Source organism: Neorhizobium sp. BT27B, from assembly GCF_050455485.1.
Lineage (GTDB): Bacteria > Pseudomonadota > Alphaproteobacteria > Rhizobiales > Rhizobiaceae > Neorhizobium.
Genome location: NZ_JBCIYT010000014.1, coordinates 16,859 through 40,085 on the forward strand (window position 1 = coordinate 16,859; position 23,227 = coordinate 40,085).

General features: G+C 58.6%; 21 protein-coding genes, 3 pseudogenes and 1 riboswitch. Of the genes and pseudogenes, 17 read left to right on the plus strand and 7 right to left on the minus strand.

Going from position 1 to position 23,227, the window contains the following annotated elements; genetic code table 11:
* Window positions 1-27: 27 nt before the first annotated feature.
* The 8 genes and pseudogenes from AAIH70_RS26440 to AAIH70_RS26475 form a co-directional block, all read left to right on the plus strand.
* A pseudogene (locus tag AAIH70_RS26440) lies at window positions 28-657 on the plus strand (TetR/AcrR family transcriptional regulator); the annotation flags it as partial.
* Window positions 658-1,276: 619 nt separating this feature from the next.
* Window positions 1,277-1,441 (plus strand): annotated as a pseudogene (locus tag AAIH70_RS26445) (ring-cleaving dioxygenase); the annotation flags it as partial.
* 126 nt (window positions 1,442-1,567) lie between these two features.
* The gene (locus AAIH70_RS26450) at window positions 1,568-2,260 is read left to right on the plus strand and encodes a hydrolase (RefSeq protein WP_132279869.1); all 693 of its coding nucleotides are present in this window, start codon (window positions 1,568-1,570) and stop codon (window positions 2,258-2,260) included.
* A 64-nt stretch (window positions 2,261-2,324) separates the two neighbouring features.
* The gene (locus tag AAIH70_RS26455; protein WP_132279872.1) at window positions 2,325-2,615 is read left to right on the plus strand and encodes a XapX domain-containing protein; all 291 of its coding nucleotides are present in this window, start codon (window positions 2,325-2,327) and stop codon (window positions 2,613-2,615) included.
* Complete coding sequence (locus AAIH70_RS26460; RefSeq protein WP_132279875.1) at window positions 2,615-4,597, plus strand: amidohydrolase; 1,983 nt, start codon at window positions 2,615-2,617, stop codon at window positions 4,595-4,597. The genes AAIH70_RS26455 and AAIH70_RS26460 overlap by 1 nt, the downstream gene beginning before the upstream one ends.
* Before the next feature lie 185 nt (window positions 4,598-4,782).
* Window positions 4,783-5,226, plus strand: a complete 444-nt coding sequence (locus AAIH70_RS26465) for a DoxX family protein (protein ID WP_132279878.1) — start codon at window positions 4,783-4,785, stop codon at window positions 5,224-5,226.
* On the plus strand, window positions 5,223-6,821 hold the full coding sequence (locus AAIH70_RS26470) for an MFS transporter (protein WP_132279881.1): 1,599 nt from the start codon (window positions 5,223-5,225) through the stop codon (window positions 6,819-6,821). Before AAIH70_RS26465 ends, AAIH70_RS26470 begins: the two co-directional genes overlap by 4 nt.
* 311 nt (window positions 6,822-7,132) lie before the next feature.
* Window positions 7,133-7,969: an alpha/beta fold hydrolase gene (locus tag AAIH70_RS26475; protein ID WP_430036692.1), complete on the plus strand. Its 837-nt coding sequence runs from the start codon at window positions 7,133-7,135 to the stop codon at window positions 7,967-7,969.
* A gap of 8 nt (window positions 7,970-7,977) precedes the next feature.
* On the opposite strand, the gene AAIH70_RS26480 is transcribed toward AAIH70_RS26475, so the two are convergent.
* On the minus strand, window positions 7,978-8,577 hold the full coding sequence (locus AAIH70_RS26480) for a hypothetical protein (RefSeq protein WP_132279887.1): 600 nt from the start codon (window positions 8,575-8,577) through the stop codon (window positions 7,978-7,980).
* 241 nt (window positions 8,578-8,818) lie between these two features.
* On the opposite strand from AAIH70_RS26480, the gene AAIH70_RS26485 reads away from it, so the two are divergent.
* Window positions 8,819-9,622 (plus strand): AraC family transcriptional regulator, encoded by an 804-nt coding sequence (locus tag AAIH70_RS26485; protein ID WP_245519366.1) that lies wholly within the window; start codon window positions 8,819-8,821, stop codon window positions 9,620-9,622.
* 403 nt (window positions 9,623-10,025) lie between these two features.
* Here the strand turns inward: AAIH70_RS26485 and AAIH70_RS26490 are convergent, their stop codons facing one another.
* The 4 genes from AAIH70_RS26490 to AAIH70_RS26505 all read right to left on the minus strand — a co-directional run bounded on the left by AAIH70_RS26490 (window position 10,026) and on the right by AAIH70_RS26505 (window position 13,513).
* Window positions 10,026-10,193 carry a hypothetical protein gene (locus tag AAIH70_RS26490; protein WP_165932139.1) on the minus strand — a complete coding sequence of 56 codons (168 nt, stop codon included), beginning with the start codon at window positions 10,191-10,193 and terminating at the stop codon, window positions 10,026-10,028.
* Window positions 10,194-10,274: 81 nt separating this feature from the next.
* Window positions 10,275-12,320 carry a response regulator gene (locus AAIH70_RS26495; protein ID WP_245519367.1) on the minus strand — a complete coding sequence of 682 codons (2,046 nt, stop codon included), beginning with the start codon at window positions 12,318-12,320 and terminating at the stop codon, window positions 10,275-10,277.
* 690 nt (window positions 12,321-13,010) lie between these two features.
* Window positions 13,011-13,340: a hypothetical protein gene (locus AAIH70_RS26500; protein ID WP_245519368.1), complete on the minus strand. Its 330-nt coding sequence runs from the start codon at window positions 13,338-13,340 to the stop codon at window positions 13,011-13,013.
* A complete protein-coding gene (locus tag AAIH70_RS26505) occupies window positions 13,337-13,513 on the minus strand; it encodes a hypothetical protein (protein WP_165932140.1) in 177 nt (58 codons plus the stop codon). The genes AAIH70_RS26500 and AAIH70_RS26505 overlap by 4 nt, the downstream gene beginning before the upstream one ends.
* Window positions 13,514-13,804: 291 nt before the next feature.
* On the opposite strand from AAIH70_RS26505, the gene AAIH70_RS26510 reads away from it, so the two are divergent.
* The 3 genes from AAIH70_RS26510 (at window position 13,805) to AAIH70_RS26520 (ending at window position 15,681) form a co-directional block, all read left to right on the plus strand.
* Entirely contained in the window at window positions 13,805-13,990 is a 186-nt protein-coding gene (locus AAIH70_RS26510) for a hypothetical protein (protein ID WP_132279893.1), read from the plus strand.
* Between the two features lie 468 nt (window positions 13,991-14,458).
* A complete protein-coding gene (locus AAIH70_RS26515; RefSeq protein WP_132279896.1) occupies window positions 14,459-15,268 on the plus strand; it encodes a cyclase family protein in 810 nt (269 codons plus the stop codon).
* Entirely contained in the window at window positions 15,268-15,681 is a 414-nt protein-coding gene (locus AAIH70_RS26520) for a carboxymuconolactone decarboxylase family protein (RefSeq protein ID WP_132279899.1), read from the plus strand. The genes AAIH70_RS26515 and AAIH70_RS26520 overlap by 1 nt, the downstream gene beginning before the upstream one ends.
* A gap of 67 nt (window positions 15,682-15,748) precedes the next feature.
* On the opposite strand, the gene AAIH70_RS26525 is transcribed toward AAIH70_RS26520, so the two are convergent.
* Both AAIH70_RS26525 and AAIH70_RS26530 read right to left on the minus strand, forming a co-directional pair.
* Window positions 15,749-16,762 (minus strand): NADP-dependent oxidoreductase, encoded by a 1,014-nt coding sequence (locus tag AAIH70_RS26525; RefSeq protein WP_132279902.1) that lies wholly within the window; start codon window positions 16,760-16,762, stop codon window positions 15,749-15,751.
* Window positions 16,759-17,034: a hypothetical protein gene (locus AAIH70_RS26530; protein WP_132279905.1), complete on the minus strand. Its 276-nt coding sequence runs from the start codon at window positions 17,032-17,034 to the stop codon at window positions 16,759-16,761. The genes AAIH70_RS26525 and AAIH70_RS26530 overlap by 4 nt, the downstream gene beginning before the upstream one ends.
* Here AAIH70_RS26530 and AAIH70_RS26535 point away from each other — a divergent pair.
* From AAIH70_RS26535 to AAIH70_RS26555, 5 genes and pseudogenes are all read left to right on the plus strand, one after another.
* Complete coding sequence (locus AAIH70_RS26535) at window positions 17,033-18,451, plus strand: phosphomannomutase (protein ID WP_132279908.1); 1,419 nt, start codon at window positions 17,033-17,035, stop codon at window positions 18,449-18,451. The genes AAIH70_RS26530 and AAIH70_RS26535 overlap by 2 nt on opposite strands.
* A 63-nt stretch (window positions 18,452-18,514) precedes the next feature.
* Window positions 18,515-19,942 (plus strand): mannose-1-phosphate guanylyltransferase/mannose-6-phosphate isomerase, encoded by a 1,428-nt coding sequence (locus tag AAIH70_RS26540; protein WP_430036700.1) that lies wholly within the window; start codon window positions 18,515-18,517, stop codon window positions 19,940-19,942.
* A gap of 72 nt (window positions 19,943-20,014) precedes the next feature.
* Window positions 20,015-21,124, plus strand: a pseudogene (locus tag AAIH70_RS26545) (glycosyltransferase family 4 protein).
* 137 nt (window positions 21,125-21,261) lie between these two features.
* Window positions 21,262-21,364: riboswitch (TPP riboswitch) on the plus strand.
* 136 nt (window positions 21,365-21,500) lie between these two features.
* Entirely contained in the window at window positions 21,501-22,265 is a 765-nt protein-coding gene (locus tag AAIH70_RS26550) for an ABC transporter permease (protein WP_132279915.1), read from the plus strand.
* Window positions 22,266-22,281: 16 nt separating this feature from the next.
* Window positions 22,282-23,226 (plus strand): ABC transporter substrate-binding protein, encoded by a 945-nt coding sequence (locus AAIH70_RS26555; protein WP_132279918.1) that lies wholly within the window; start codon window positions 22,282-22,284, stop codon window positions 23,224-23,226.
* Window position 23,227: the final 1 nt, after the last annotated feature.

Genomic DNA, 23,227 nt, shown 5'->3' on the forward strand with positions numbered 1-23,227 from the left:
GAGACTTCAATCCTCGGGACGAAAGGCATGGACGGAAAAATGGCATCCGCGCCGGAAACGAAGCGCCCAAGAGGGCGTCCGAAAATGCAAAGCGACGAAGAACGCCGCAAGACGATTGTCGATGAGGCGCGGCGGACTTTCATCGAGCTGGGTTATCGCGGCACCACAACAGGTATCGTCGCAACCCGTTGTCGTATCTCCAAGCAGACGATCTACAGGGTCTTTGTCAGCAAGACGGATCTTTTTCTTGCCGTTGTGGGTGAGCACCGGCAGATGATGCTGGCGCTACCGCGACCGGTCGGCGAAGACAGGCCGCCAGCAGACGTACTCGAAGAGATCTTCATGATCGACATCGATGAGGCAGCCGAACAGGAACGCGAAGCCTTCATCTCCTTCGTCATTCAGGAATCGGCGCATGTGCCGGAACTGACGGATATCCTGCGACGCGAGGGCATAGACCAATCCCGGCGCATGTTGGCGGATTGGCTGGACCGGCAGGTCGCAGACAGGAAACTTGCCCTGGATGATACGATGAGCGGCGCCCGCATGCTGATGGATCTGCTGTTTGGCGGTATGGGACCAGCCAGTCACGATTGGGAAAACCGGAACGATCGTCGGCGACATTTACGCCGCTGCATCGATTTGTTTGTTCGTGGAGCACATCCGAACCGCGATCCGGATGTCGTCAAACCGGAACTCTTTCGCGCAACCAGTGAAGTTTCTGGCAAGCCTTCGAATGCCGGATTTGCGTTCATTGAAGAAAAGATTACGAGCTCAGAGCAGGTAAAGCCGTGAATTGACCCGTATTTCGGGTGGCCGAAAGCGGGAAACCACACTCATCCCATTGTCGTCATGAAAAACGGCACCTGTTGCCCGAAAAACCTTGAGAAGGTGGCAATCCTCGGTGGGAAAGCCTGATATGGCCGACAGTAAAGCCTAAACCACGGATCGGGCGGCGGCAGTCCTTGAGAACATTAACGAGCCTGCCGGATCTCAGATATTCGCGAGGTGAACCTTCGGCAATATGGCGATGCCTGCACGCTCGCTGCCACATCGGCCAGCCCGCCGCCGGGGCATGTCGAGTTCTCGCGCCACCTGCGCAAATTTGCGCTTGCCCCTCGCGGGCAAAAAGTCATCAGGCCCCTACGATCGCTCATGGATTATTGCGTACGACGCAATTCATTCGAAATCTTTATTGCAATTCTTAAGCGTCTGCGAAGGCGGTAGTTTCATTTCAGACGAAACGACACACCGCAAGGCAGCAAGGATGCAGATCATGATCAAGGACATCAGGGGCCTCCACCACATCACCTCCATGTCTTCCGACGCTCGGAAAAACAACAGCTTCTTCACCGAAGCGTTGGGGTTGCGCCACGTCAAGCAGACGATGAATTTCAACGATCCCAACGTCCTTCCCCTTCATTACGGCAATGAAACCGGCCTGACGCCGCTCGCGGCCTGACGCGGTCCAATATCACTTTCAGACAAGGCGGCACCCTAACGTTCAAGACTTGCCGCCTTCCCTGCCCCATTCCCGAACCAATCCAATTCAAAAGGAAAATTCCAGATGTTCAGCAAGCTCGAAGTCCTGACCCCGAAGAACAGCCAGCTCATCTTCATCGACCAGCAGCCGCAGATGGCCTTCGGTGTTCAGTCGATGGACCGCCAGACGCTGAAGAACAATGTCGTCGGTCTCGCCAAGGCGGCCAAGATCTTCAACGTTCCGACGACGATCACCACGGTCGAAACCGACAGCTTCTCCGGCAACACCTTCCCGGAACTCCTTGCCGTTTACCCGGAAAACGACATCCTCGAGCGCACCTCGATGAATTCCTGGGACGACCAGAACGTTCGCGACGCGCTTGCAAAGAACGCCGCCGAAGGCCGCAAGAAGATCGTCGTTTCGGGTCTGTGGACCGAAGTCTGCAACACCACGTTCGCGCTTTCCGCCCTGCACGATGTGCCGGATTACGAGATCTACATGGTGGCCGATGCTTCTGGCGGAACCTCGTCGGATGCCCACAAATACGCGATGGACCGCATGGTGCAGGCTGGCGTCATTCCCGTCACATGGCAGCAGGTCCTGCTCGAGTGGCAGCGCGACTGGGCGCGCAAGGAAACCTATGACGCCGTCACCTCGCTGGTGAAGGAACATTCCGGCGCCTACGGCATGGGCATCGATTATGCCGTCACTCACGTTCATGGCGGCGCCGAGCGCGTCAGCCATGGCAAGCGTATCGGCCCTAACCCCGCAAGGTAAGGCCCGATAGGCCGCTCCGATGCCCCCAATGTCGGAGCGGCCCCCGTTCATCGAGGAGGTTTCCATGAAAATCTATCTTCTGTCTCTCGGCGCCGGTCTTCTGGTCGGTATTGTCTATAGCCTTTTGAACGTTCGCTCACCGGCACCGCCGGTCATCGCTCTGGTCGGTCTGCTCGGTATCCTTGTCGGTGAACAGATCATCCCGCTGGCAAAAACGCTCTGGAGCAAGGAGCCGGCAGCGATGTCATGGCTGCACCAGATCAAGCCGCACATGTTCGGCCATATGCCGAAGGGTAGTGCCAAGCCGGTCGATATCGCCACCAGTGATCAGAGCCAGACAGGGGAGCGTGGCTGATGACGACGCGACGTACCTTTCTCGGCGGGGCGTCCAGCCTCGCATTCTCCAATCTCTTTTCGCCGGCCAATGCCGCCGATCCCGTTCAGACCGGAGCCGCCACCATGCACGCCGATCTCATTCTTCATCATGGCCTGATCACCACGCTTGATCGCACCAATCCGAATGCCAGCGCCGTCGCCATCAAGGATGGAAAATTCCTCGCAGTCGGCACGGATACCGAAGTCATGGCCCATGCCGGCCCGGACACGAAAATCGTCGATCTCAAGGGCAAGCGTGTGCTGCCCGGCCTGATCGACAACCACACCCACGTGGTGCGCGGCGGCCTCAACTACAATATGGAACTGCGCTGGGATGGTGTTCGTTCTCTGGCCGATGCGATGGACATGCTCAAGCGCCAGGTGGCGATCACGCCCGCGCCGCAATGGGTTCGCGTCGTCGGCGGTTTTACCGAGCACCAGTTTGCCGAGAAGCGTCTGCCGACCATCGAGGAGATCAATGCGGTCGCGCCCGACACGCCGGTCTTCCTCCTGCATCTTTATGATCGTGCGCTGCTGAATGGCGCAGCCGTTCGCGCCGTCGGTTACACCCGCGACACGCCGAACCCGCCGGGCGGCGAGATCACCCGCGATGCCAACGGCAATCCGACAGGCATGCTGCTCGCCAAGCCGAATGCCGGCATCCTTTACTCGACACTTTCGAAGGGCCCGAAACTGCCTTTCGACTACCAGGTCAATTCCACCCGTCATTTCATGCGCGAGCTGAACCGGCTGGGCATTACCGGTGTCATCGATGCCGGCGGCGGCAATCAGAACTACCCCGACGACTACCAGGTCATTCAGAAACTGTCGGACGAGAACCAGCTCACCGTGCGGCTTGCCTACAATCTCTTCACCCAGAAGCCGAAGGAAGAGAAGCAGGACTTTCTCGACTGGACGTCGTCGGTCAAATACAAGCAGGGCAACGACTATTTCCGCCACAACGGCGCCGGTGAGATGCTCGTCTTTTCCGCCGCCGATTTCGAGGATTTTCGCCAGCCGCGCCCGGAAATGGCGCCGGAAATGGAAGGCGAGCTCGAGGAGGTCGTCCGCGTTCTGGCCGAGAACCGCTGGCCGTGGCGCATGCATGCGACCTATGACGAGACCATCTCGCGCTCGCTCGACGTTTTCGAGAAGGTCAACAAGGATATTCCGCTTGAAGGCCTCAACTGGTTCTTCGACCACGCAGAAACCATCTCGGAACGCTCGATCGACCGCATCGCCGCACTCGGCGGCGGCATCGCCACCCAGCACCGCATGGCCTATCAGGGCGAGTATTTCGTTGAGCGCTACGGCCATGGCGTTGCCGAAGCCACGCCGCCGATCAAGCGTATGCTCGACAAAGGCGTCAACGTGTCGGCCGGCACCGATGCCACCCGCGTCGCCTCCTACAACCCGTGGGTGTCTCTGTCATGGATGGTGACCGGCAAGACGGTGGGCGGCATGCAGCTTTATCCCCGCGCCAATTGCCTCGATCGTGAAACCGCACTTCGCATGTGGACCGAAAAGGTCACCTGGTTCTCCAACGAGGAAGGCAAGAAGGGCCGGATAGAAAAGGGCCAGTTCGCCGATCTTGTCGTGCCGGACAAGGATTTCTTTGCCTGCGCCGAGGACGAAATCTCGTTCCTGACCTCGGACCTGACCATGGTTGGCGGCAAGATCGTCTACGGTGCCGGCGATTTTTCGGCTCTCGATGAAAGCAACATTCCGCCGGCCATGCCCGATTGGTCGCCGGTGCGCAAGTTCGGCGGTTATGCCGCGTGGGGAGAGCCGGAAGGTGCGGGCGCACGCTCGTTACGCCGTACGGCCATTTCCACATGCGGCTGCGCCAGCGATTGCGGCGTCCATGGCCATGATCACGCCGGCGCCTGGACATCGAAACTGCCGATCGCGGACCTGAAAGGCTTTTTCGGCGCGCTTGGCTGCTCCTGCTGGGCCGTGTGAGGCATCCCACCACGCTTTGTATTGCGGGCGATAATCGCCGCCCGCAATACCTCAATAATTTCGATTATCGCAATTAAATAGAAATGATTGGTGCAATTGTTGGCGGCAATCTTTCCGGTCAATATCGCTCCATCAGACCACAACGGCGCCGCTCGGTTCGACCGGCCAGATCTAGAGGTGCAGACATGACCACCCGTTCTCAATCCCAAACTCGCCGGAGCGCTTTGCTGAAAAGTATCGTCACCGCGCCGGCGACCCGTACTGTTGCGCTTCTGGCCCTTTGCTCAGCCTATATCCAGGGCCCGCTGACAAAGATTGCCGACTTCAATGGCGCGATCGCCGAGATGGAGCATTTCGGTCTTCATCCGGCCGGACTCTTTGCAGTTGCCGTCATCGCCTTCGAACTGACGGCTTCCGCCATGGTGGTGTCCGGCTTCCTTCGTTGGGCCGCAGCTCTCTCGCTTGCGGGCTTTACGCTCATGGCCACATTCATCGCGCTCCGCTTTTGGGAAATGGCGCCAGGCATGGACCGCATGATGGCGACCAATGCCTTCTTCGAACATCTCGGCCTCGCAGGTGCGTTCGTCTTCGTCGCTGCTGTCGATCTTGCCAAGGGAGCAGCCAAATGAGCCCCACGAAAACATCCGGGGGCACTTTCGCACCCCTTGCACAGCCCGTCTTCGCCGTCCTCTGGATCGCCACCGTTCTAGGGAATACCGGCAGCTTCATGCGCGACGTCGCGAGCTCCTGGTTGATGACGGATCTTTCCGCCTCTCCCGCCGCTGTTGCCATGGTTCAGGCCGCCGGCACCCTGCCGATCTTCCTTCTCGCCATTCCGGCCGGCGTGCTCACCGACATTCTGGATCGTCGCAAGTTTCTGATTGCAGTCCAGTTTCTGCTCGCCTCCGTCAGCATCTCGTTGATGGTCCTTTCCCAGACAGGAATGCTCTCCGTCAGCGCGTTGATCGGGCTTACCTTCCTCGGCGGCATCGGCGCAGCCTTGATGGGGCCGACCTGGCAGGCGATCGTGCCTGAACTGGTCAAGCGCGAGGATGTGAAAAGCGCCGTCGCTCTCAACTCGCTTGGCATCAATATCGCTCGGTCGATCGGACCGGCCGCTGGCGGCCTGCTGCTCGCCGCCTTCGGGGCGGGCATAACCTACGGCGCCGATGTCGCGAGCTATATCGTCGTCATCGCGGCTCTCGTCTGGTGGCCGCGCGCCAAGAATGCCAATGATGCCCTGCAGGAGAATTTCTTCGGCGCATTTCGGGCCGGCCTTCGCTACACCCGCGCCAGCAAGCCGCTGCATGTCGTGTTGCTGCGGGCTGCGATCTTCTTCGCGTTCGCCAGCGCGGTCTGGGCACTGCTTCCGCTCGTTGCCCGTCAGTTGCTCGGCGGAGATGCCAGCTTCTACGGCATCCTGCTGGGTGCCGTGGGTGCCGGTGCGATCGGTGGTGCGCTGATCATGCCAAAGCTGCGTGAACGCCTGAGTGCCGATGGTCTGCTTCTCGGCGCCGCACTGATCACCGCTATTGTCATGGGCATTCTGTCCCTTGCACCGCCGAAGGCCGTTGCCATCATCGCCCTTCTGTTCCTTGGTGCAGCATGGATCACTGCGCTGACAACGCTCAATGGCGCGGCGCAATCCATCCTGCCCAATTGGGTGCGTGGCCGCGGCCTCGCCGTTTACCTCACCGTATTCAACGGCGCCATGACGGCCGGCAGTCTGGGATGGGGTGCCATCGGCGAGGCTGTCGGCATACAGGGTACGCTTTTGATCGGAGCCGCAGGCCTTCTTGTTGCAGGCTTCATCATGCACCGCATCAAGCTTCCTGCCGGCGATGCGGACATGGTTCCTTCCAACCATTGGCCCGAGCCGCTTGTTGCCGAACCCGTTGCCCACGATCGCGGACCAGTTCTCATCCTGATCGAATACCATGTCGAAAAGCATAACCGTCGTGCCTTCCTGCATGCGCTCGATCGACTTTCCCAGGAACGCCGCCGTGACGGTGCCTATGGCTGGGGTGTGACCGAAGATTCAGGCGACCCGGAGAAGATGGTCGAATGGTTCATGGTTGAATCCTGGGCCGAGCATCTACGCCAGCACAAGCGCGTCTCCAATGCCGATGCGGATCTGCAGGGAAAGGTGCTCGCCTATCACTCCGGCCCGGAAAAGCCAGTGGTTCGTCACTTCCTGACGATCAACCGGCCGGGAAAAGCCTGAAAACAGAGGAGGCGGCAACCTCCGCCTCCTGCAATAATTCCATTTTCCGCAATTATATCGACAGCATTAATGCAATTGTATCCACCATTTTTTGCGGCCAGTATGCCTCCAACAAACGATATCAAGCGTCTCTTTTACGAGACGTGCAAAGTTCCAGGGAACTAAAAATGAAAAACAACGATTTCCCCATCACGCGCCGCAGTACTTTGCTCTCCGGAGCTGCCATCGCCGCCAGCTTTGCAGTTCCCGCCTCGTTTACCCTCGCAGCCGAGACATCATCCACCCCGCATCCAACCAAAGGAAACAAGACAATGGCTTACGTAACCACCAGAGACGGCGTTGAAATCTTCTACAAGGACTGGGGTCCGAAGGACGCACAGCCGATCGTTTTCCATCACGGCTGGCCGCTGTCGTCCGACGACTGGGACGCACAGATGCTGTTCTTCCTCTCGAAAGGTTTTCGCGTCGTTGCCCATGACCGCCGTGGCCATGGTCGCTCGGCTCAGGTCTCCGAAGGCCACGACATGGACCATTACGCCGCCGACGCCTTTGCCGTTGTCGAGCATCTCGATCTGAAGAATGCCATCCATATCGGACACTCCACCGGCGGCGGTGAAGTGGCCCGCTATGTTGCCAAGCACGGCCAGCCTGCCGGCCGCGTTGCAAAGGCCGTCCTCGTGTCCGCCGTGCCGCCGCTGATGCTCAAGACTGCTACCAATCCGGGCGGCTTGCCGATGGAAGTGTTCGACGGGATCCGCAAGGGGGTGGCCGAAAACCGTGCGCAGCTTTTCCTCGATTTCCCGACCGGCCCGTTCTACGGATTCAACCGCGAAGGCGCGAAGGTATATCCCGGCGTGATCCAGAATTGGTGGCGCCAAGGCATGATGGGCAGTGCCAAGGCGCATTACGAAGGAATCAAGGCCTTTTCCGAGACCGACCAGACGGAAGATCTCAAGGCAATCACCGTTCCCGTTCTCGTCATGCATGGTGACGACGACCAGGTGGTGCCGATCGACAATGCAGGCAGACTGTCCGTCAAACTGGTGAAGAATGGCACGTTGAAGGTCTATGCGGGCTACCCGCATGGTATGCTTACCACCCATGCCGACGTTCTGAACGCCGACCTCCTGAAGTTCATTCAGGAATAGCACAGACCCTAGGGCATGACCGACGGTCCGTCTGAGATCGTCGGTCGTCCATAGCGATGCATCAGATGAGCGCCGAACGCGATGACGATATGCGTCAAGGCCTGCGGCTCTGTCTCAGCCGGCATGTCGAACATGTCGGCGAAGGCGGCACCCAAGCTTTCAACCACCTCGTCATCGGCCCCGCGGCAGGTACGAAGTTCGCCAACAGGCGCCTCGCCGGCATGCGCCGACAACTCGTCGAGATAACGGCGGGGAATATGAAACGCCAAGGCTTCGAATGATCCCCGGATCTCGATCGCGGCACCGGGCCTGAGGTCGATGAGACAGATCGATCTTTTCTGATAGATCCTGAACGCGGTCGCAGCACCTCCCTGATAAACATCCCGGTGTTCAACATCCACGAGATAGAGCGTGATCAGATAGGCATCGTCCGGCGCAAACCTGACCAACCTTCGCTGGTTGGCCGGCGCAGTCGCATGGAGATATACGATGGAAATCTCCGCGTCACGAAACGGGCGAACGGCCAAAGACTTCGGGTTGCTGATCCCGAAGCAGGCTGCGATTGTTGCAGATACCGGCAGAACTTCACCCAGTTGTGTTTCGTTCATCTTACTCAAAGGCTTTAAAGGGTGGTAACGCGTTTGACCCGAATAAAGTTTCTAACCGTCTTCATCAGCGCGATCTTGCACAATAACGATGCCGCCGACATAAACTTGAGGTCGCAATGAGAGAAACCACGTGATCCCAGCGTCCCCCACTCGTGACCAACACAAGACGGAGATCAAGACCGACGGGTTTGGTTGCACTCTTAACAGGCTGTCCATCAACCAGGCTCTCAGGGCTCCCGGCATGGCCATTCTGCGCAAGGGGACCCCCGGCATCGACCTTGACCAGGTCGAGATGGAGGGCAGCGACCGTGGGTTCGTCGTCGGCCTGTCTCTCATGGGTGGACACAGCCGACGCATTTTCCACGAGCACCATTCGACGGCTCATGCTTTCTCCGACAGCTCCATCTACATCCGGGATCTATCCTGCGACTACAAGGCCGATCTGGGTGGTCCCTTCGAATTCATGCTGTTCGAGATGTCCGCCGCCGCCCTTGCATCCTTCTCCGAGCATGCAAGCGTGCCCTCGGTTCGCTCTCTAAGCCCTCGAACCGCTGTCGAGGACAAGGTTCTCGCCAACCTCGGCCGTGCCCTGCTTCCCGCTCTCGAAAATCCTGCCTTGGCAAGCCCGCTTTATATTGAACACTTGAGCGCCGCGATCGGCACCCATCTGGTGCAGTGGTATGGCGGTCAGCCGGTGACCGTCGTCCAGCGTAGACTGAAGCTCTCACCTGCGCACGAGCGGCTGGCCAAGGAACTGCTGTCGGAAAATCTTGGCGGTGAGGTTTCTATTGCGGACGTCGCGCACGCCTGCAACCTGTCCCGCGGACATTTCACCCGCATGTTCCGCGAGACGACAGGGGTAACACCTCACCAATGGCTGATCGGCGAACGGTTAGCCCGCGCCTGCGACCTGCTGCGACGTTCCGAGTTGAACCTTGCGGAAGTGGCGATCGCTTGTGGTTTTTCAGACCAAAGCCACTTCACGCGTTTTTTTTCGAGGATCAAGGGCGTATCCCCTGGATCCTGGCGTCGAAGCTCGAGCTGAGTTTTGACCCTAGAGTATCCGTTTTGCAGCTTCCGGTGTGGACGATGTGCAGCCGACAGCGGGTTCATCCCAGTCTCTGATTACGTCTTTTTGCCGTATCGAGCCTGAGAGCAAACGTCCTTAGTGAAATCGCCTCCTGCGTGCGAATTCCAGACTGAGAGGATGGCTTTGTCTCCATGCTTGCCAACCGGCTTTCACGAGAAGACTGATCCTGATCGATCTCAGCGGTCTTGCTGTCCCGCAGTTCCAGTATCATGCTTACCAGGCCCATACGCATTACCATCCTGTTCTTGGGTTCAGGAAACATATCACCGCAATTGCCTAAGCAAAACCTCCGAAAACGCAAATCTTCTTTCGACGCCCATTACGATTTTCGATCTGCCTGCTGGATTTCCGCCCACCTTTACCGGCGATCATTGTCGACGCGAGGCTGGCACCGTTTCATGATCTTGTCGATCGAAGCCTTATCCGAACCGAACCGTTTCAAAAGGTCGGAGGCCTGGGAAAGATTGAGCGTGTAGGCCTGCTGAAGCGCTTCCAGGCTGTAACGGGGTCGGGTGATCTGTTTCATTGTCGCATCTCCTTTTCTGGACAATGCGACGGCCTCTCAGATGTTCCGACAATCAATCGGCCATCGATGCCACAGAGGCCTTCAGCTTTTTGAATGAACGTCCAGCTTGATGATGTTGGTAAGATCGGGTGCGGATAGATGGGCAGACGTCAGCGCCTTGACGATCTCCGACTGCTCGAATGGTTTCATCACGATCGGCCACACGATTTTCGCTCCGGCCTCCAGCTTGTCGCTGTATCCGGTCATCAAGACGACCGGAAGACGTGGGCGGAGCTGACCAATCCTGTCCGCAAGCTCTATTCCCGACATGCCGGGCATCATGATATCGCTGAGAACGGCATCGATCTGCGGATGCTTTTCAATCAGCGCAAGCGCTTCCGTTCCGTCCTTCGCGGTGCGGATGGACGTCACGGCATCCTCGAGAGCGGTCCTTGCCGCCTCCAGCGAAGCCGGTGTGTCATCGACGATCAGTATGTGGGCAGGCATGCCGGGAATGTTGGCTTCTGCAACTTTCGGTGCACGTTCGACCAAAGATTTTGGCAGGTAGAGCGTGACCGCGCTGCCCTGACCGGCCAGGCTCGTCGCCCTCGCCGTACCACCATTGCCCTCAGCAAAGCCGAGAACCTGCGTCAGGCCCAGACCCGGACCTCCATTGTCCTTGGTCGAATAGAAAGGCTCGAATATTCGCGTGAGTTCCGCCGCAGCCACGCCTCTGCCGGTGTCCGTGACTGTCAGCGCCACGACTGGCCCCTTGAGCCGCTTATCCTCGACCACCCCGTCGTCGACGTTGCGGGCGCTGATCACCACATTACCGCCGTCTGCCATCGCTTCTCGGGCATTGGTAAGCAGATTGATCAGCGAAATCTCAAGGCCGACCGGATCGGCATGGACGCCCCAGACATCGTTGGGGATCCGAATATCCAGCAAAACGCTGTCGTTCAGCGCCTGCTGCAGGAGCGGCGTCATTTCAGCGATCTTGGCTTCCAGATCCAGATGTTCCGCACCCTGGTTTGAACGTCTGGCAAAGGATAGAAGACGCCGGGTAATGGTTTTGCCGCGGTTTACGCCCTGCCGCATATTGCCGAGAAGACGCGTCACGCGCTCTTCATCGCCGCGGCGACGTTCGATGCCATCAACACCCGCCTGAAACACCATCAGAAGGTTGTTGAAATCGTGGGCAGCCTGACCCGTCAGTTTTCCGAGCGCATCCATGCGCTGCCAATTGGCAAGGCTTTCCCGTTCGGCGGCACGCGAGCGCATTTCCCGATAGAGCAGCACCGCGACAATGCCGGATAGCAGGATCGTTATCAGGCCGGCGCCGACGAGAAAGATCACCGCATGCATGGCTGGTCGATTGTATTGAGACGCCGGCAATCCAATCTTGACCCGCCATGTCGTCGCACCGATCTGCGCTTCGGCCACACGCACAGCGTTGCCGTTTGACAGCATGAAGAGATCATCCTGCGGCCGCGCAAATTCCGTCGCCGCCATGGCGGCAAGTTCCGGCGAACTGGTGGTCGCCACCAGCCGCTCCTGGCTGTCCACCACCCAGGCAGACCAGTCGTTTGGCAAACCGCTCGCGTAAAGCATCTGCGTAATCGTTTCCGGCCTTATAACCACCGACAGCACGGCCCGCAGGCGATCCTTTCGACGGACAGGAACGCGAACGGCAAAGGCCGCCTTGCCACCCTTGCCGATGGCAATATTGCCGACGACCGGCATGCCGGTCTCGATCACACGTTTATGGCTTTCGAGATCGACAACCTCGCGAGAAGCGGACACCGACAGCGGCGGATAGGCCAAAACGACCTCGCCCTCGTCATTCGAAACGCGAATCTGTTGCCACGCGGCAACCTGATCCTTGAGCCTGCGCGCGGTTTCGGCAAAGCTGGTGCGGGAAACCGGCAGGTCCAGGCGTGGTGAATCGGCAACGATCGAAAGAAGCTGGATCTGGGTATTAAGCTCGCGGTCAAGGGCGCCGGCCAGAATGGCGGCGCGGTCGCGCAGATCGGCATCGAGCCCCTGTTGCTGCTCGTTGATGAAGAACCACCCCATCACGCTGGCCAGAACCAGAGCAGGCAGAAGTGAGGCAGTCACGAGAAGAAGCGCCGGCCTTGCGTTGTTCAAGTTCATTCCTCAGAAAATCGCAGCAGTAAAATTTTCATGGTTGTCTCTAAAGGAACTGACGCGTTCGCATCAAGCCTTTCAGGCTCAGCCGCCTGCACTCTATAGCATCGAAAGCCCGCGTGCAGTGCGCAGATCCTGCTCGGTCAAGTTTTCCTTTGGATAAGGTGTGTCATAATTTCCACTATCTGCTTCCGTTTGCCTTCGGGCAAGCGGTCAAGAGCGATACGAACCGGATTGCCCTACGAAGTTCTTCGCTATGTGGCATCCATGACGACGATCAGCTGCTGCTACGCGATGCAGATGCACTTCAGGCGCTGAGCGACGCGACCCTGAAATGCCCGACTCACGCACGCCTTCGGCCGAACCTTGCGCAATTTACACGCATATTCGGATTACAATGCTGGCAATAAAAAACCGGAATGATGTTTGTTTGGTCCAAACGAAAAAGCCTGCCGCGGGAGGAGGTGCGGCAGGCTTTTCCAAAAGAACCGAACAGCGACTGGGAGGAGGAGTGCCGCTGTTCCCTCAGGCTTCCCTTGGGAGGAGGAGTGGGTCGCCCGAAACACGAAGCTTTGCGGGAGGAGGTGCATCGCTTCGTTGAAAAGATAGATACCGTGTTTTTTTGACATAGATAAGACCGCAGTTTGCAGCACAGCCATGCACTTAACGCATCCCTCTTGACCCAACTGCCTAAATCGACGCCGCGTGTTTCCCAAGAGATCGATTATCAACAAACTCACATCGATCCGGTTGGAACTTCAGGACGAAATCGATGACCTTGTCCGAGGACATTTCGCATGGCTTGAGGACAGGACGTCCATCGGCGAGGCGATATAGGTTGAACGAGACAATGTCGCTTCCGGCAAGATCCTCGGCAAACAGCCAGATACGGCGACTGTCGACCGAGCGATTGATCGTCATCCCCCATCGCCGGCCGGAAAATTCTCCTTCGCTATAGCCAGTGGCATACGTTTCAAGCGCCATTTCGAACGCCCTCAAATCATCCGGCGTGATGCTCATGGCGACAGGCACTCTTCGCATATGCCGCAGCCATCATCGTCCATAGCAGATGCGGGCCGGCTTTGCTCGCAACAGATACAGATCTTCGCGCCAGCTCTGCACCGAACCTGTGGTTCCGGCGGAATGATTTCGATCAGCTTTTCAGGTGTATGTTTGTTGGTTTTGGCATCCATTTCAAAACTCCGTACATGGAATATGAGATGGGATGCCTGCCGGCGAGCAGCAAGGGTCGGGCGATTGGTCGGCGATCCACCACTTGCCAGGTCGCGGCAATCAGATAAGCAGGCCCTCTGACCTTGAGCTGTGATCGAACTCTGTTTGCGAGAAAAATAGCCTTCCGGTCACGCACCTGATAGACCGGCTGCACAAGATACGGCGCAGGGAAATTATAATAAGACAAGCGCCTTGGATCGGCGCACCGCCTTACATCCGAAAGATACCGGACTTTTAACAGGAAACGCACAATGGGTTGGAAAACACCTCAGTTCGAATACGTCAACGGCTATAAGATTGTTGAACTCGACGGCCCCACCTTCAAGGTTTACGACGGTGACCGGCAACTCGGGGAGGACTTTCCCTATTCCGGCGAGGCTGCGGCCTATGCAAACTCCCTGCCGAAGAAGGCCACTCCGCCGCCGCCGCGTTTTTGATAGGCGGGGATATAGGCGGTAAAGAACCGATTTCGGGCAGGACGTCGTTCCTGATCACATTAAAAATTAGCGCTGCGAACGCAGAAGGATCGCAGCGTCCTGTTTGGCAGCAGACAGATTTGTCTTTACACGCTCCCCCGGCAGCAATTGCGCCGCCATGCGTATGGAACTCCGCACAGAACAGCGCTTCCGCTGCAAACGTGTTGACGACGAGAATGCCGATGAACCCCGTGAGTTCAAGCGGCAGGTCTCTCACCGACGGCATTCAGAACAGCCTTGCCATATGAATCAGCGGTTCAGCCTGATGCACATCGGCTTGCCGAGGTAGAGATTGCTTCCCGACACGATGACTGGGCCATGGTCGTCCTGTGTTCTTACCACAACGCAACCTGCGAACGATCTTTTCTTGCTCCATTCCGTGTTTGGAGTACCGTCATGACGAGGTGTTTCAACGGAGGGACGAGTTGGATGTGCAATCAATGCGTGATTGAAGACGTGAAGCGAAACATGCTGTCGCGGCGCCTGCTGTTCAAAGGCGCAGCACTCGCGGGTGCGGCGATGGCGGCCGCAAGCCTGCCGACACCTGTGCTTGCGCAGACAGCCAGGCAAGTTGTCGATCTCACCCATGTCTACGATTCAACATTTCCGACATTCGATGGACAACCGGGAATAGAGTTCGAATGGGCTGCCGAAATCGCCAAGGACGGCTATCAATTGCATAAGCTGACGATTTTCGAGCATACCGGCACCCATATCGATGCGCCTTTCCACTTCAGTGCCGATGGCGCCAGCGTTGACCGGCTGGAACCGCAAAAGCTGGTCGCACCACTTGTCATCATCGACGTAACGGATCGCGCCAGGGAAGAAGCCAATACGTCAATCGAAGCCGCCGATATCGAGCGCTGGATCAGCGCAAACGGCGATCTTCCCGCAGGCGCAGTCGTGGCTTTGCGCTCGGGATGGGCGACCAAGGTGAAAAGCCCGTCCTTCCGGACCGACGACGCTGGAAAATTCGCCTTTCCCGGTTTCGGGAAATCGGCAACCGATCTTTTGCTGCAACGAGACACGGTGGCCATCGGCGTCGACACACTTTCGCTGGATCCGGGCAACTCCGCCGATTTCGCGGTCCATAACTCCTGGTTGCCGGCGGGTCGCTACGGTATCGAGGGCTTGAACAATCTTGAAGCGCTGCCGGTCAAGGGAGCAACGATCATCGTGGGGGCGCCGACACATCGCGGCGGCACAGGTGGCCCTGCCCGCATTCTGGCGCTTATCTGATGGCGGTGGTTCCATTGTTAACGGATGAGGATGCAAGCGCGGAAGCGCTTGCCGTCTTCAACGAAATCCGCGAGCGCCGCGGCACCGATTATGTCAACAACTTCTGGCGTGCTCTCGCGCATGATGCCGATCACCTGAAGGCAATCTGGGAAAAGGTGCCGACAGTCATGGCGCCGGGAGAAATCGATCCCCTGGTCAAGGAACTGATCTACATTGCCGTATCGACAGCCAATAATTGCGGCTACTGCATACACTCCCACACCGCAGCCGCGCGGGCGAAAGGCATGACGCCTTCCATGCACGCCGAGCTTTTGCAGGTCATCGCACTTGCCAGCCAGACCAACGCCTTGGCGACCGGGCTGGCCGTGCCTGTCGATGATCGGTTTGACGTTTCGAGCAAAAGTTCAAAGTGAAGCCGTCAGGGGCGGACAATTTTGGCTACGACCGCGGCTGACGGAAAGGGCATCTCCTCTTTGCCCCTTACGACAGCTGGACGATCAGTTTGCCGAAATTGCCGCCCGTGAGCATCGATATGAATGCTTCCGGAGCATTCTCGAAACCGTCGACAATATCCTCGCGGTATTTGATCTCGCCGGATGCAACACGCGGACCGATGTCGCTCAGGAATTCATCGAAATGGTCCGGCGCGAATTCGGTCTGGATAAAACCCCGGACAAGCAGGCTTTGCCGCAAGATCGCCGACATGGTTTCCGGCAGACGATCGCTCTCCGACGTCGATGTTCCGTTGTAATGGGCCACGAGCCCGCATACGGGAACGCGGCCATAGGTGTTCAGCAGTGGCAGAACAGCATCCCAGACATGGCCGCCGACATTCTCGAAATACACGTCGATACCGTCGGCGCAGACCGTTTTAAGTTCGGATGGAAGGTTTTCGCTACGATGGTCGATGGCGGCATGAAAGCCGAGTTCGTCCTTCACGAAAGCGCATTTGTCCGCGCCGCCGGCAATACCGACTGCCCTCGCTCCCCAGAGTTTTGCAAGCTGTCCAACCATGGACCCCACAGGGCCGGATGCGGCAGCTACGGCAACGGTTTCACCGGGTTTTGGCTTGCCGATGAATTTTAACCCGCTCCATGCGGTAAAGCCCGGCATGCCGAGAACACCGATTGCGGTTGTCAGCGGTGCGCCATGCGTTTCCACATGCCGGAGCCGGTCACCACGGATGACCGCATGCGTAACCCAGCCGGTGCGACCGCGAACGATATCGCCCGGCGCAAAATCGTTGTGCCGCGACTTGAGCACCTCGCCGATGGTTTCGCCTTCCATCACGCCATCGACCGGAACCGGCGCCGCATAGGACTTGGCCTCGCTCATGCGCCCGCGCATGTACGGATCAAGGGACAGATACAAAATGCGGACAGTCACCTCGCCTTCATCGGCCTCCGGCAACTCGGCATCCTCGACGCGGAAATTCTCGGGCTTCGGCGCCCCTGTCGGACGGCTGGCGAGGACGATTCGCTTGGCAGTGATCATGTCGAACCCTTGCGATTGGCTGGGTGGGATTTGGAAATTTCGGGGACAGTGTTACCCATCGGAACGGATGAGCCAAGCCCGGGTTCCAATGTTGATGACAGCGCCACCGTCGGCTTGCGACCATAGCCCGGGTCTTCCCCTGACAGACCGGCCGCCGATAGAACACCTACTTGCAGTTGCTGAAGGACGAGTTTCATCGTTTGGATATTGACTCGCGCGCGTGACAGCTTACCCAGAGTAACAGCAACTATTTCCAGCTGAGGAACTTTCATGAAATTCGGCACCAGTGGACTTCGCGGCCTTGTTACGGACCTTCAAGGTCACGCATCGGCTTTGTATGCCACTGCCTTCGCACAGCATCTGCTCGCTGCCGGGCACGCGAAGACCGGGGATCGCATCTTTGTTGCAGGTGATTACCGCCCCTCCAGCCCGGATATCGCTGCGACCTGCATCGGAGCACTTCAGCGCGCCGGCCTGACAGCTGTCGATTGCGGGTCACTCCCGACGCCGGCGCTCGCGCTTTATGCGATGACGCAAGGCTGCGCCTCACTGATGGTCACGGGATCTCATATTCCGGCAGACCGCAATGGCATAAAATTCTATCGACCTGATGGTGAAATTGACAAGGCGGACGAACTCGAAATCACACACATCGCCGCAGAGATCAGCGACAGCATTTTCGACCTGACGCCCGGCTCCGCACGGAGCGAGGAAAAAGAGGCGCTGGCGCTTTTCGCGGCACGCAATTCGCGCCTGCTTCCGGCTGATGCCCTGTCCGGGCTGAAGATCGGCGTCTACCAGCATAGCACTGTCGCCCGCGATGGTTTGATCGATGTGATCACTGGCTATGGCGCAACGACCGTAGCACTCGGACGATCCGATCATTTCATACCGGTCGACACCGAAGCCGTATCGGCGCAGACAATCGAACTCCTGCGCGGCTGGGCAAAGGAACATCATCTCGACGCGATCGTATCCGCCGACGGCGATGGCGACCGGCCGCTGGTGGCCGACGAAACGGGAACGCCTTTGCGTGGCGACCTGCTCGGGCTCATCGTCGCCCGGTTTCTCGATGCCGAGGTTGTCGTGACACCCGTTACCTCCAATTCCGGCATCGAAGCGGCCGGTGGCTTTCGCGTGACCCGCACGAAAGTCGGCTCCCCTTTCGTCATCGACGGCATGAACGCGGCCAGTGCGGCAGGCGAGACGGCGGTGATGGGGTTCGAGGCCAATGGCGGCGTACTGACACAGTCGGATTTTGCCGTTGCGGGCACGACACTGACCGCCCTTCCGACCCGAGACAGTTTTCTGCCGGTCCTCGCTACGTTGCTTCTGACACGACGCGAGGGCAAGCCGTTGTCCAGCATCGCTGCCGATTTCAATCTGCCTGTCGCCGCCGCCGACCGATTGGAGAATTTTGCTGTCGAAACCAGTGCGGCGCTGATGGCGCATCTGCGAGAATCGCCCGAAAATCTTGCAGCTTTCCTTGCACCGCTTGGTGACGTCGGCTCCATCAGCGATATCGATGGCCTGCGGGTAACGCTACTCGATCACTCCATCGTTCATCTGCGCCCATCCGGCAACGCACCGGAAATGCGCTGTTATGTCGAAGCAGAAAACGAAGCCGCGGCCTTGGCGCTTCTCGAAAAAAGCCTTTTGCGCGTCCGCGACTGGGCCAAAGCACATTGAACTGATTGCCTATTCCCGGTTGCCGCTCTACAAAACAATCCGCCCGACCCTCGGAGATATTTTATGACCCAGAAGATCATTCCCGTCATCATGGCCGGCGGCAAAGGCACCCGTCTCTGGCCGTTGTCGCGTTCGAGCGCACCGAAACAGTTCATCCAGGTCGTTGATGAAAAGACGCTGTTTCAGGAAACCTTGGAGCGCGTCGCAGACAGCGCTGTCTATGAAGCACCGGTCGTCATCACCAATCAGGACTTTCGCTTCACGGTCGCCGAGCAGGCCCGCGAAGTCGGCGTCGAACTTTCCGCCATCCTGCTCGAACCCGTCGCCCGCAACACCGCAGCCGCCATCGCTGCAACTGCATTCCACCTGAAGAAGACGTTTGGCGAAGACGCCATTCTCCAGCTTCTCGCCTCCGATCACGAGATCGACGCTGGCAAGGACTGGAACGAGGCGATCGCGACTGCGCGTCAGACGGCCGCCTCGGGCAAAATCGTCACCTTCGGCATCAAGCCGACCGAACCGGCCACCGGTTACGGTTACATCGAGCAGGGCGAATCGTTCGCGTCCGGCGCTCACAAGGTCAAGCGCTTCGTTGAGAAGCCACAGCTTGCTGCAGCCGAACAGATGCTGGCAGCAGGCGGATTCTTCTGGAACTCCGGCATATTCATGTCCCGCGCCGATCTGCTCCTGAGCGAACTCGAGGCGTTTGCGCCCGCCGTTCATGAAGCCGCCAGCGCTGCCGTCGACAAGGCGGTCGTCGATCTCGATTTCGTCCGCCTCGACGAGGCAAGCTTTGCAGCGAGCCCGGACATTTCCATCGACTATGCGGTCATGGAAAAGACCTCCAATGCCGCCGTCGTCACCTCGGCCTTTGCGTGGTCGGATCTCGGCAGCTGGGATGCGGTGTGGAAGCTCGGAGAAAAGGATGACAAGGGTAATGTCGTCATCGGCAATGCCACAGTCATGAACACCGAAAATTCTCTGGTTCTGTCACGCGCCTCGCACCTTGCGGTGCAGGGCCTCAAGGACGTCGCGGTTATCGCCAGCGAGGACGCGGTTTACGTCGGTCGCCTCGATGAAGCGCAGGAAGTCGGCAAGCTGGTGAAGTACCTCGCCAAAGCCAAAGCGACATCGAGCCTGACGGAAACCCACCCGACCTCCTATCGCCCCTGGGGCGGCTACACGTCGCTTCTCAACGGCGACCGTTTCCAAGTGAAGCGTCTGTTCGTGTTGCCGGGCAAGAAGCTGTCGCTGCAGAAACATTTCCATCGTTCGGAACACTGGATCTGCGTCAAGGGCACGGCAGAAGTGACCGTCGGCGACAAGGTTACCTTTGTGCGTGAAAACGAGTCAGTTTACATTCCGCAGGGCGACCTTCATCGCCTCTATAATCCCGGCAAGATCATGCTGGAAATGATCGAGGTGCAGACCGGCTCCTATCTCGGCGAAGACGACATCGTTCGCGTCTCCGACGAATTCGGTCGCGGGTAAAGCCCGAAATCAAGGCTCGGCGCCGTCGTTCTGGTGAACGGCGTCGGGCAACGATGCATTCGAGGCTTTGAAATGCGCGTTCTCCACGTCTTCAAGACGTATTATCCGGATACTTTCGGCGGCGTCGAGCGGACGATCCATGCGATCGCCAAGGGCGCAGGTCTGCACGACATACAGTCCGATGTGCTGTCGCTCAGCCGTGAGCCGATCGCCAACAGCGTGGAATTCGACGACCATATGGCGCACAAGGCAAAACTCGATTTCGAGTTTGCCTCTACCGGCTTTTCACGCGCCGCGGTCACCAAATTCAAACAGCTCAGCGCTGGTTCCGACATCGTCCACTACCATTTCCCCTGGCCGTTCATGGACCTTCTGCATGTGCTGCATCCGCCGGGAAAGCCGACGGTGGTCACCTAGCATTCCGATATCGTCAAACAGAAGACGCTGTTGCAGCTCTATCGGCCGCTGATGCACCGCTTCCTGTCGCGTGTCGATCGCATCGTCGCGACCTCGCCGAACTATCTGGCGAGCAGCGAAGTACTGCAGCGCTACCGGGACAAGACCGAGGTCATTCCGCTGGGCCTCGACGAGGCGGATTATCCGCATGCATCTGCGCAACTGAAAGACGGGTGGAAGGCACGCTTCCCAAGACCGTTCTTTCTGTTCATCGGTGTGCTGCGTTATTACAAAGGCCTCCACACGCTGATCGAGGCGGCAAAGCATGTCGATGCCGACATCCTGATCGCCGGCGAAGGACCTGTGGAAGGCGACCTGAAAAACCAGGCGGCCCGCGCCGGCCTGTCCAATGTGCATTTTCTTGGTCCGATCAGCGATCTCGACAAGGCGGCGTTGCTGCAGCTTTGCACCGCTTTTGTGTTTCCCTCGCACCTGCGCTCCGAGGCCTTTGGCCTTTCGCTCGTTGAAGCAGCCATGTTCGGCAAGCCGATGATCAGCTGCGAAATCGGCACGGGAACGAGTTTCGTCAACAGGGATGGCGAAACAGGCATCGTCGTGCCGCCCAATAGCCCGACAGGTCTCGCTGACGCCATGAGGCGCTTGCAGTCAGAGCCGCGAACAGTGGCCGTATTCTCGGCGAACGCGCGACAGAGATACAATCAGGAGCTGAGAGCCGAAGTGATGGTGGACAGGTACTGCCAGCTCTATCGGTCTTTGACACGTTAGACGAAGCAGCTTTTCGCAAACATTTTGCCGCCACGCCGATATGGGCTGGATGCGTCTGTAAATCATGAAATCGCACAGGACCTGACACAGAATGCTTGCACCGGATTGACAAAGGCAGTTTCCCGGTCCAGCTTCATCGCCATTCCGAGGGGAGCACCGAACGGTGCTGAGATGGCGGTGAGCCGGACCCTTGAACCTGATCCGGGTCATTCCGGCGTAGGAACGGAAACGGCGCGTTTGTGCACCTCTTTCTTATTCTCCGCTCGCCTGGATCTCCATGATATCGCTGTCAGGAGATCAGCCATGCCACACGTTTTGAGAGATTTTCGAGCCCGTCGACCATCGCGGTCCGGTGGCTGCATGTCACGTCACTGACATGCAGTTCCGGTTCGCGGCCTTCGGGCTTTTTCTGCTGCTGGCAATCTGGCTGGCAGCCGTGGAGCTGTTTTCACCACCACGCTATCTCCTGCCATCACCGTTCGCGGTGGTGCAGGCCTTGGCGCGTCAAAGCGATTTCCTTGCCCATCACACGTTAGTCACGCTCGGGGAAATTTTCGCGGGCCTGCTTTTCGGCAGCGTCTTCGGCATAGCGGTGGCGTTTCTGGTGATGGCGCTGCCGCGCACCGGCAGGCTTGTCTGGCCAATGGTGCTTGTCCTGCAGACCTTTCCCGTCTTCGTGCTCGCGCCGCTTCTGGTTCTCTGGCTGGGTTTCGGCATGGCCTCGAAAGTGGCGATGACGACGATCGTCATCTTCTTCCCCGTCGCCTCGTCCTTCGCAGATGGACTGAGGCGCACCGAACCGGTGCTGATGGAATCGGCCGCACTGACGAAGGCGACGCCGTGGCAGGTGCTGGTGCGGCTGAGGGTGCCGCTTGCCCTGCCCGCGCTGATATCGGGCCTGCGAGTCGCCGTGCCGCTTGCGCCGCTTGGCGCCGTCATCGGCGAATGGGTGGGGGCTTCGGCCGGGCTGGGTTTCGTCATGGTTCAGGCCAATGCCCGCATGCAGACCGACATCGTGTTTGCCGCCATGGCCATTCTGGCGCTGACCAGCGTCAGCCTGCGGATGATCTTCGACCGCCTGACACGCGGACATCCGCATTGGGCGGCAGAGACCGATCCCGACACACTGTTTTCATCCTGAGGAGAGACGACAAACAATGAAACGAACCCTGCTGGCAATCGCCATTGCCATGTTCACCAGCCTCAATGCCTCCGCTGCCCATGCCGCCGACAAACTGACGGTCATGCTCGAATGGTTCGTCAACCCGGATCATGCCCCGCTCGTCATTGCTGCACGCAACGGCTATTTCGAAGCCGCCGGCCTCGACGTCGAGCTGGTGCCGCCGGCCGATCCATCGACGGTGCCGCGTCTTGTCGCGGCGGGTCAGGCCGATATCGGCATTCATTACCAGCCGAACCTCTATCTCGACCGCGCCGCCGGCCTGCCGCTCAAGCGCATCGGCACACTGGTCGAAACACCGCTGAACACCGTCACCGTACTCGCCGATGGTCCGATCAAAAGCCTGAAGGATCTGCGCGGCAAGAAGATCGGCTTTTCCGTCACCGGGTTCGAAGACGCCATGCTGAAACGCATGCTGGAGGGCGAAGGGCTGAGCCTTGAGGATGTAGAGCTCATCAACGTCAATTTTGCGCTGTCGCCTTCGCTGATCGGCGGCAAGGTCGATGCCACGCTTGGCGGCTTTCGCAATTTCGAGCTGACCCAGATGCGTATCGAAGGCCATGAAGGCCGATCGTTCTTTCCCGAAGAACACGGCGTGCCCGTTTATGACGAACTGATTTTCGTCGCGAACGACAGGCTGACGGCCGATCCGCGCCTGCCGCGTTTTCTCGAAGCTGTCGAGAAGGCCGCAATCTTCCTGACCAATCATCCCGACGACGCCTGGAAACTGTTCATCGCCGCCTATCCCAATCTCGACGATGCGCTGAACCGTCAGGCCTTCACCGATACGCTGCCGCGGTTTGCCAAACGGCCGGCGGCGCTCGATCGCGGCCGGTACCAGCGATTTGGCGATTTCATGCAGGCAAGCGGGCTGATCCAAAAAGCGCCGCCCGTCGAAGACATCGCACTGGAGATCCGCTGAC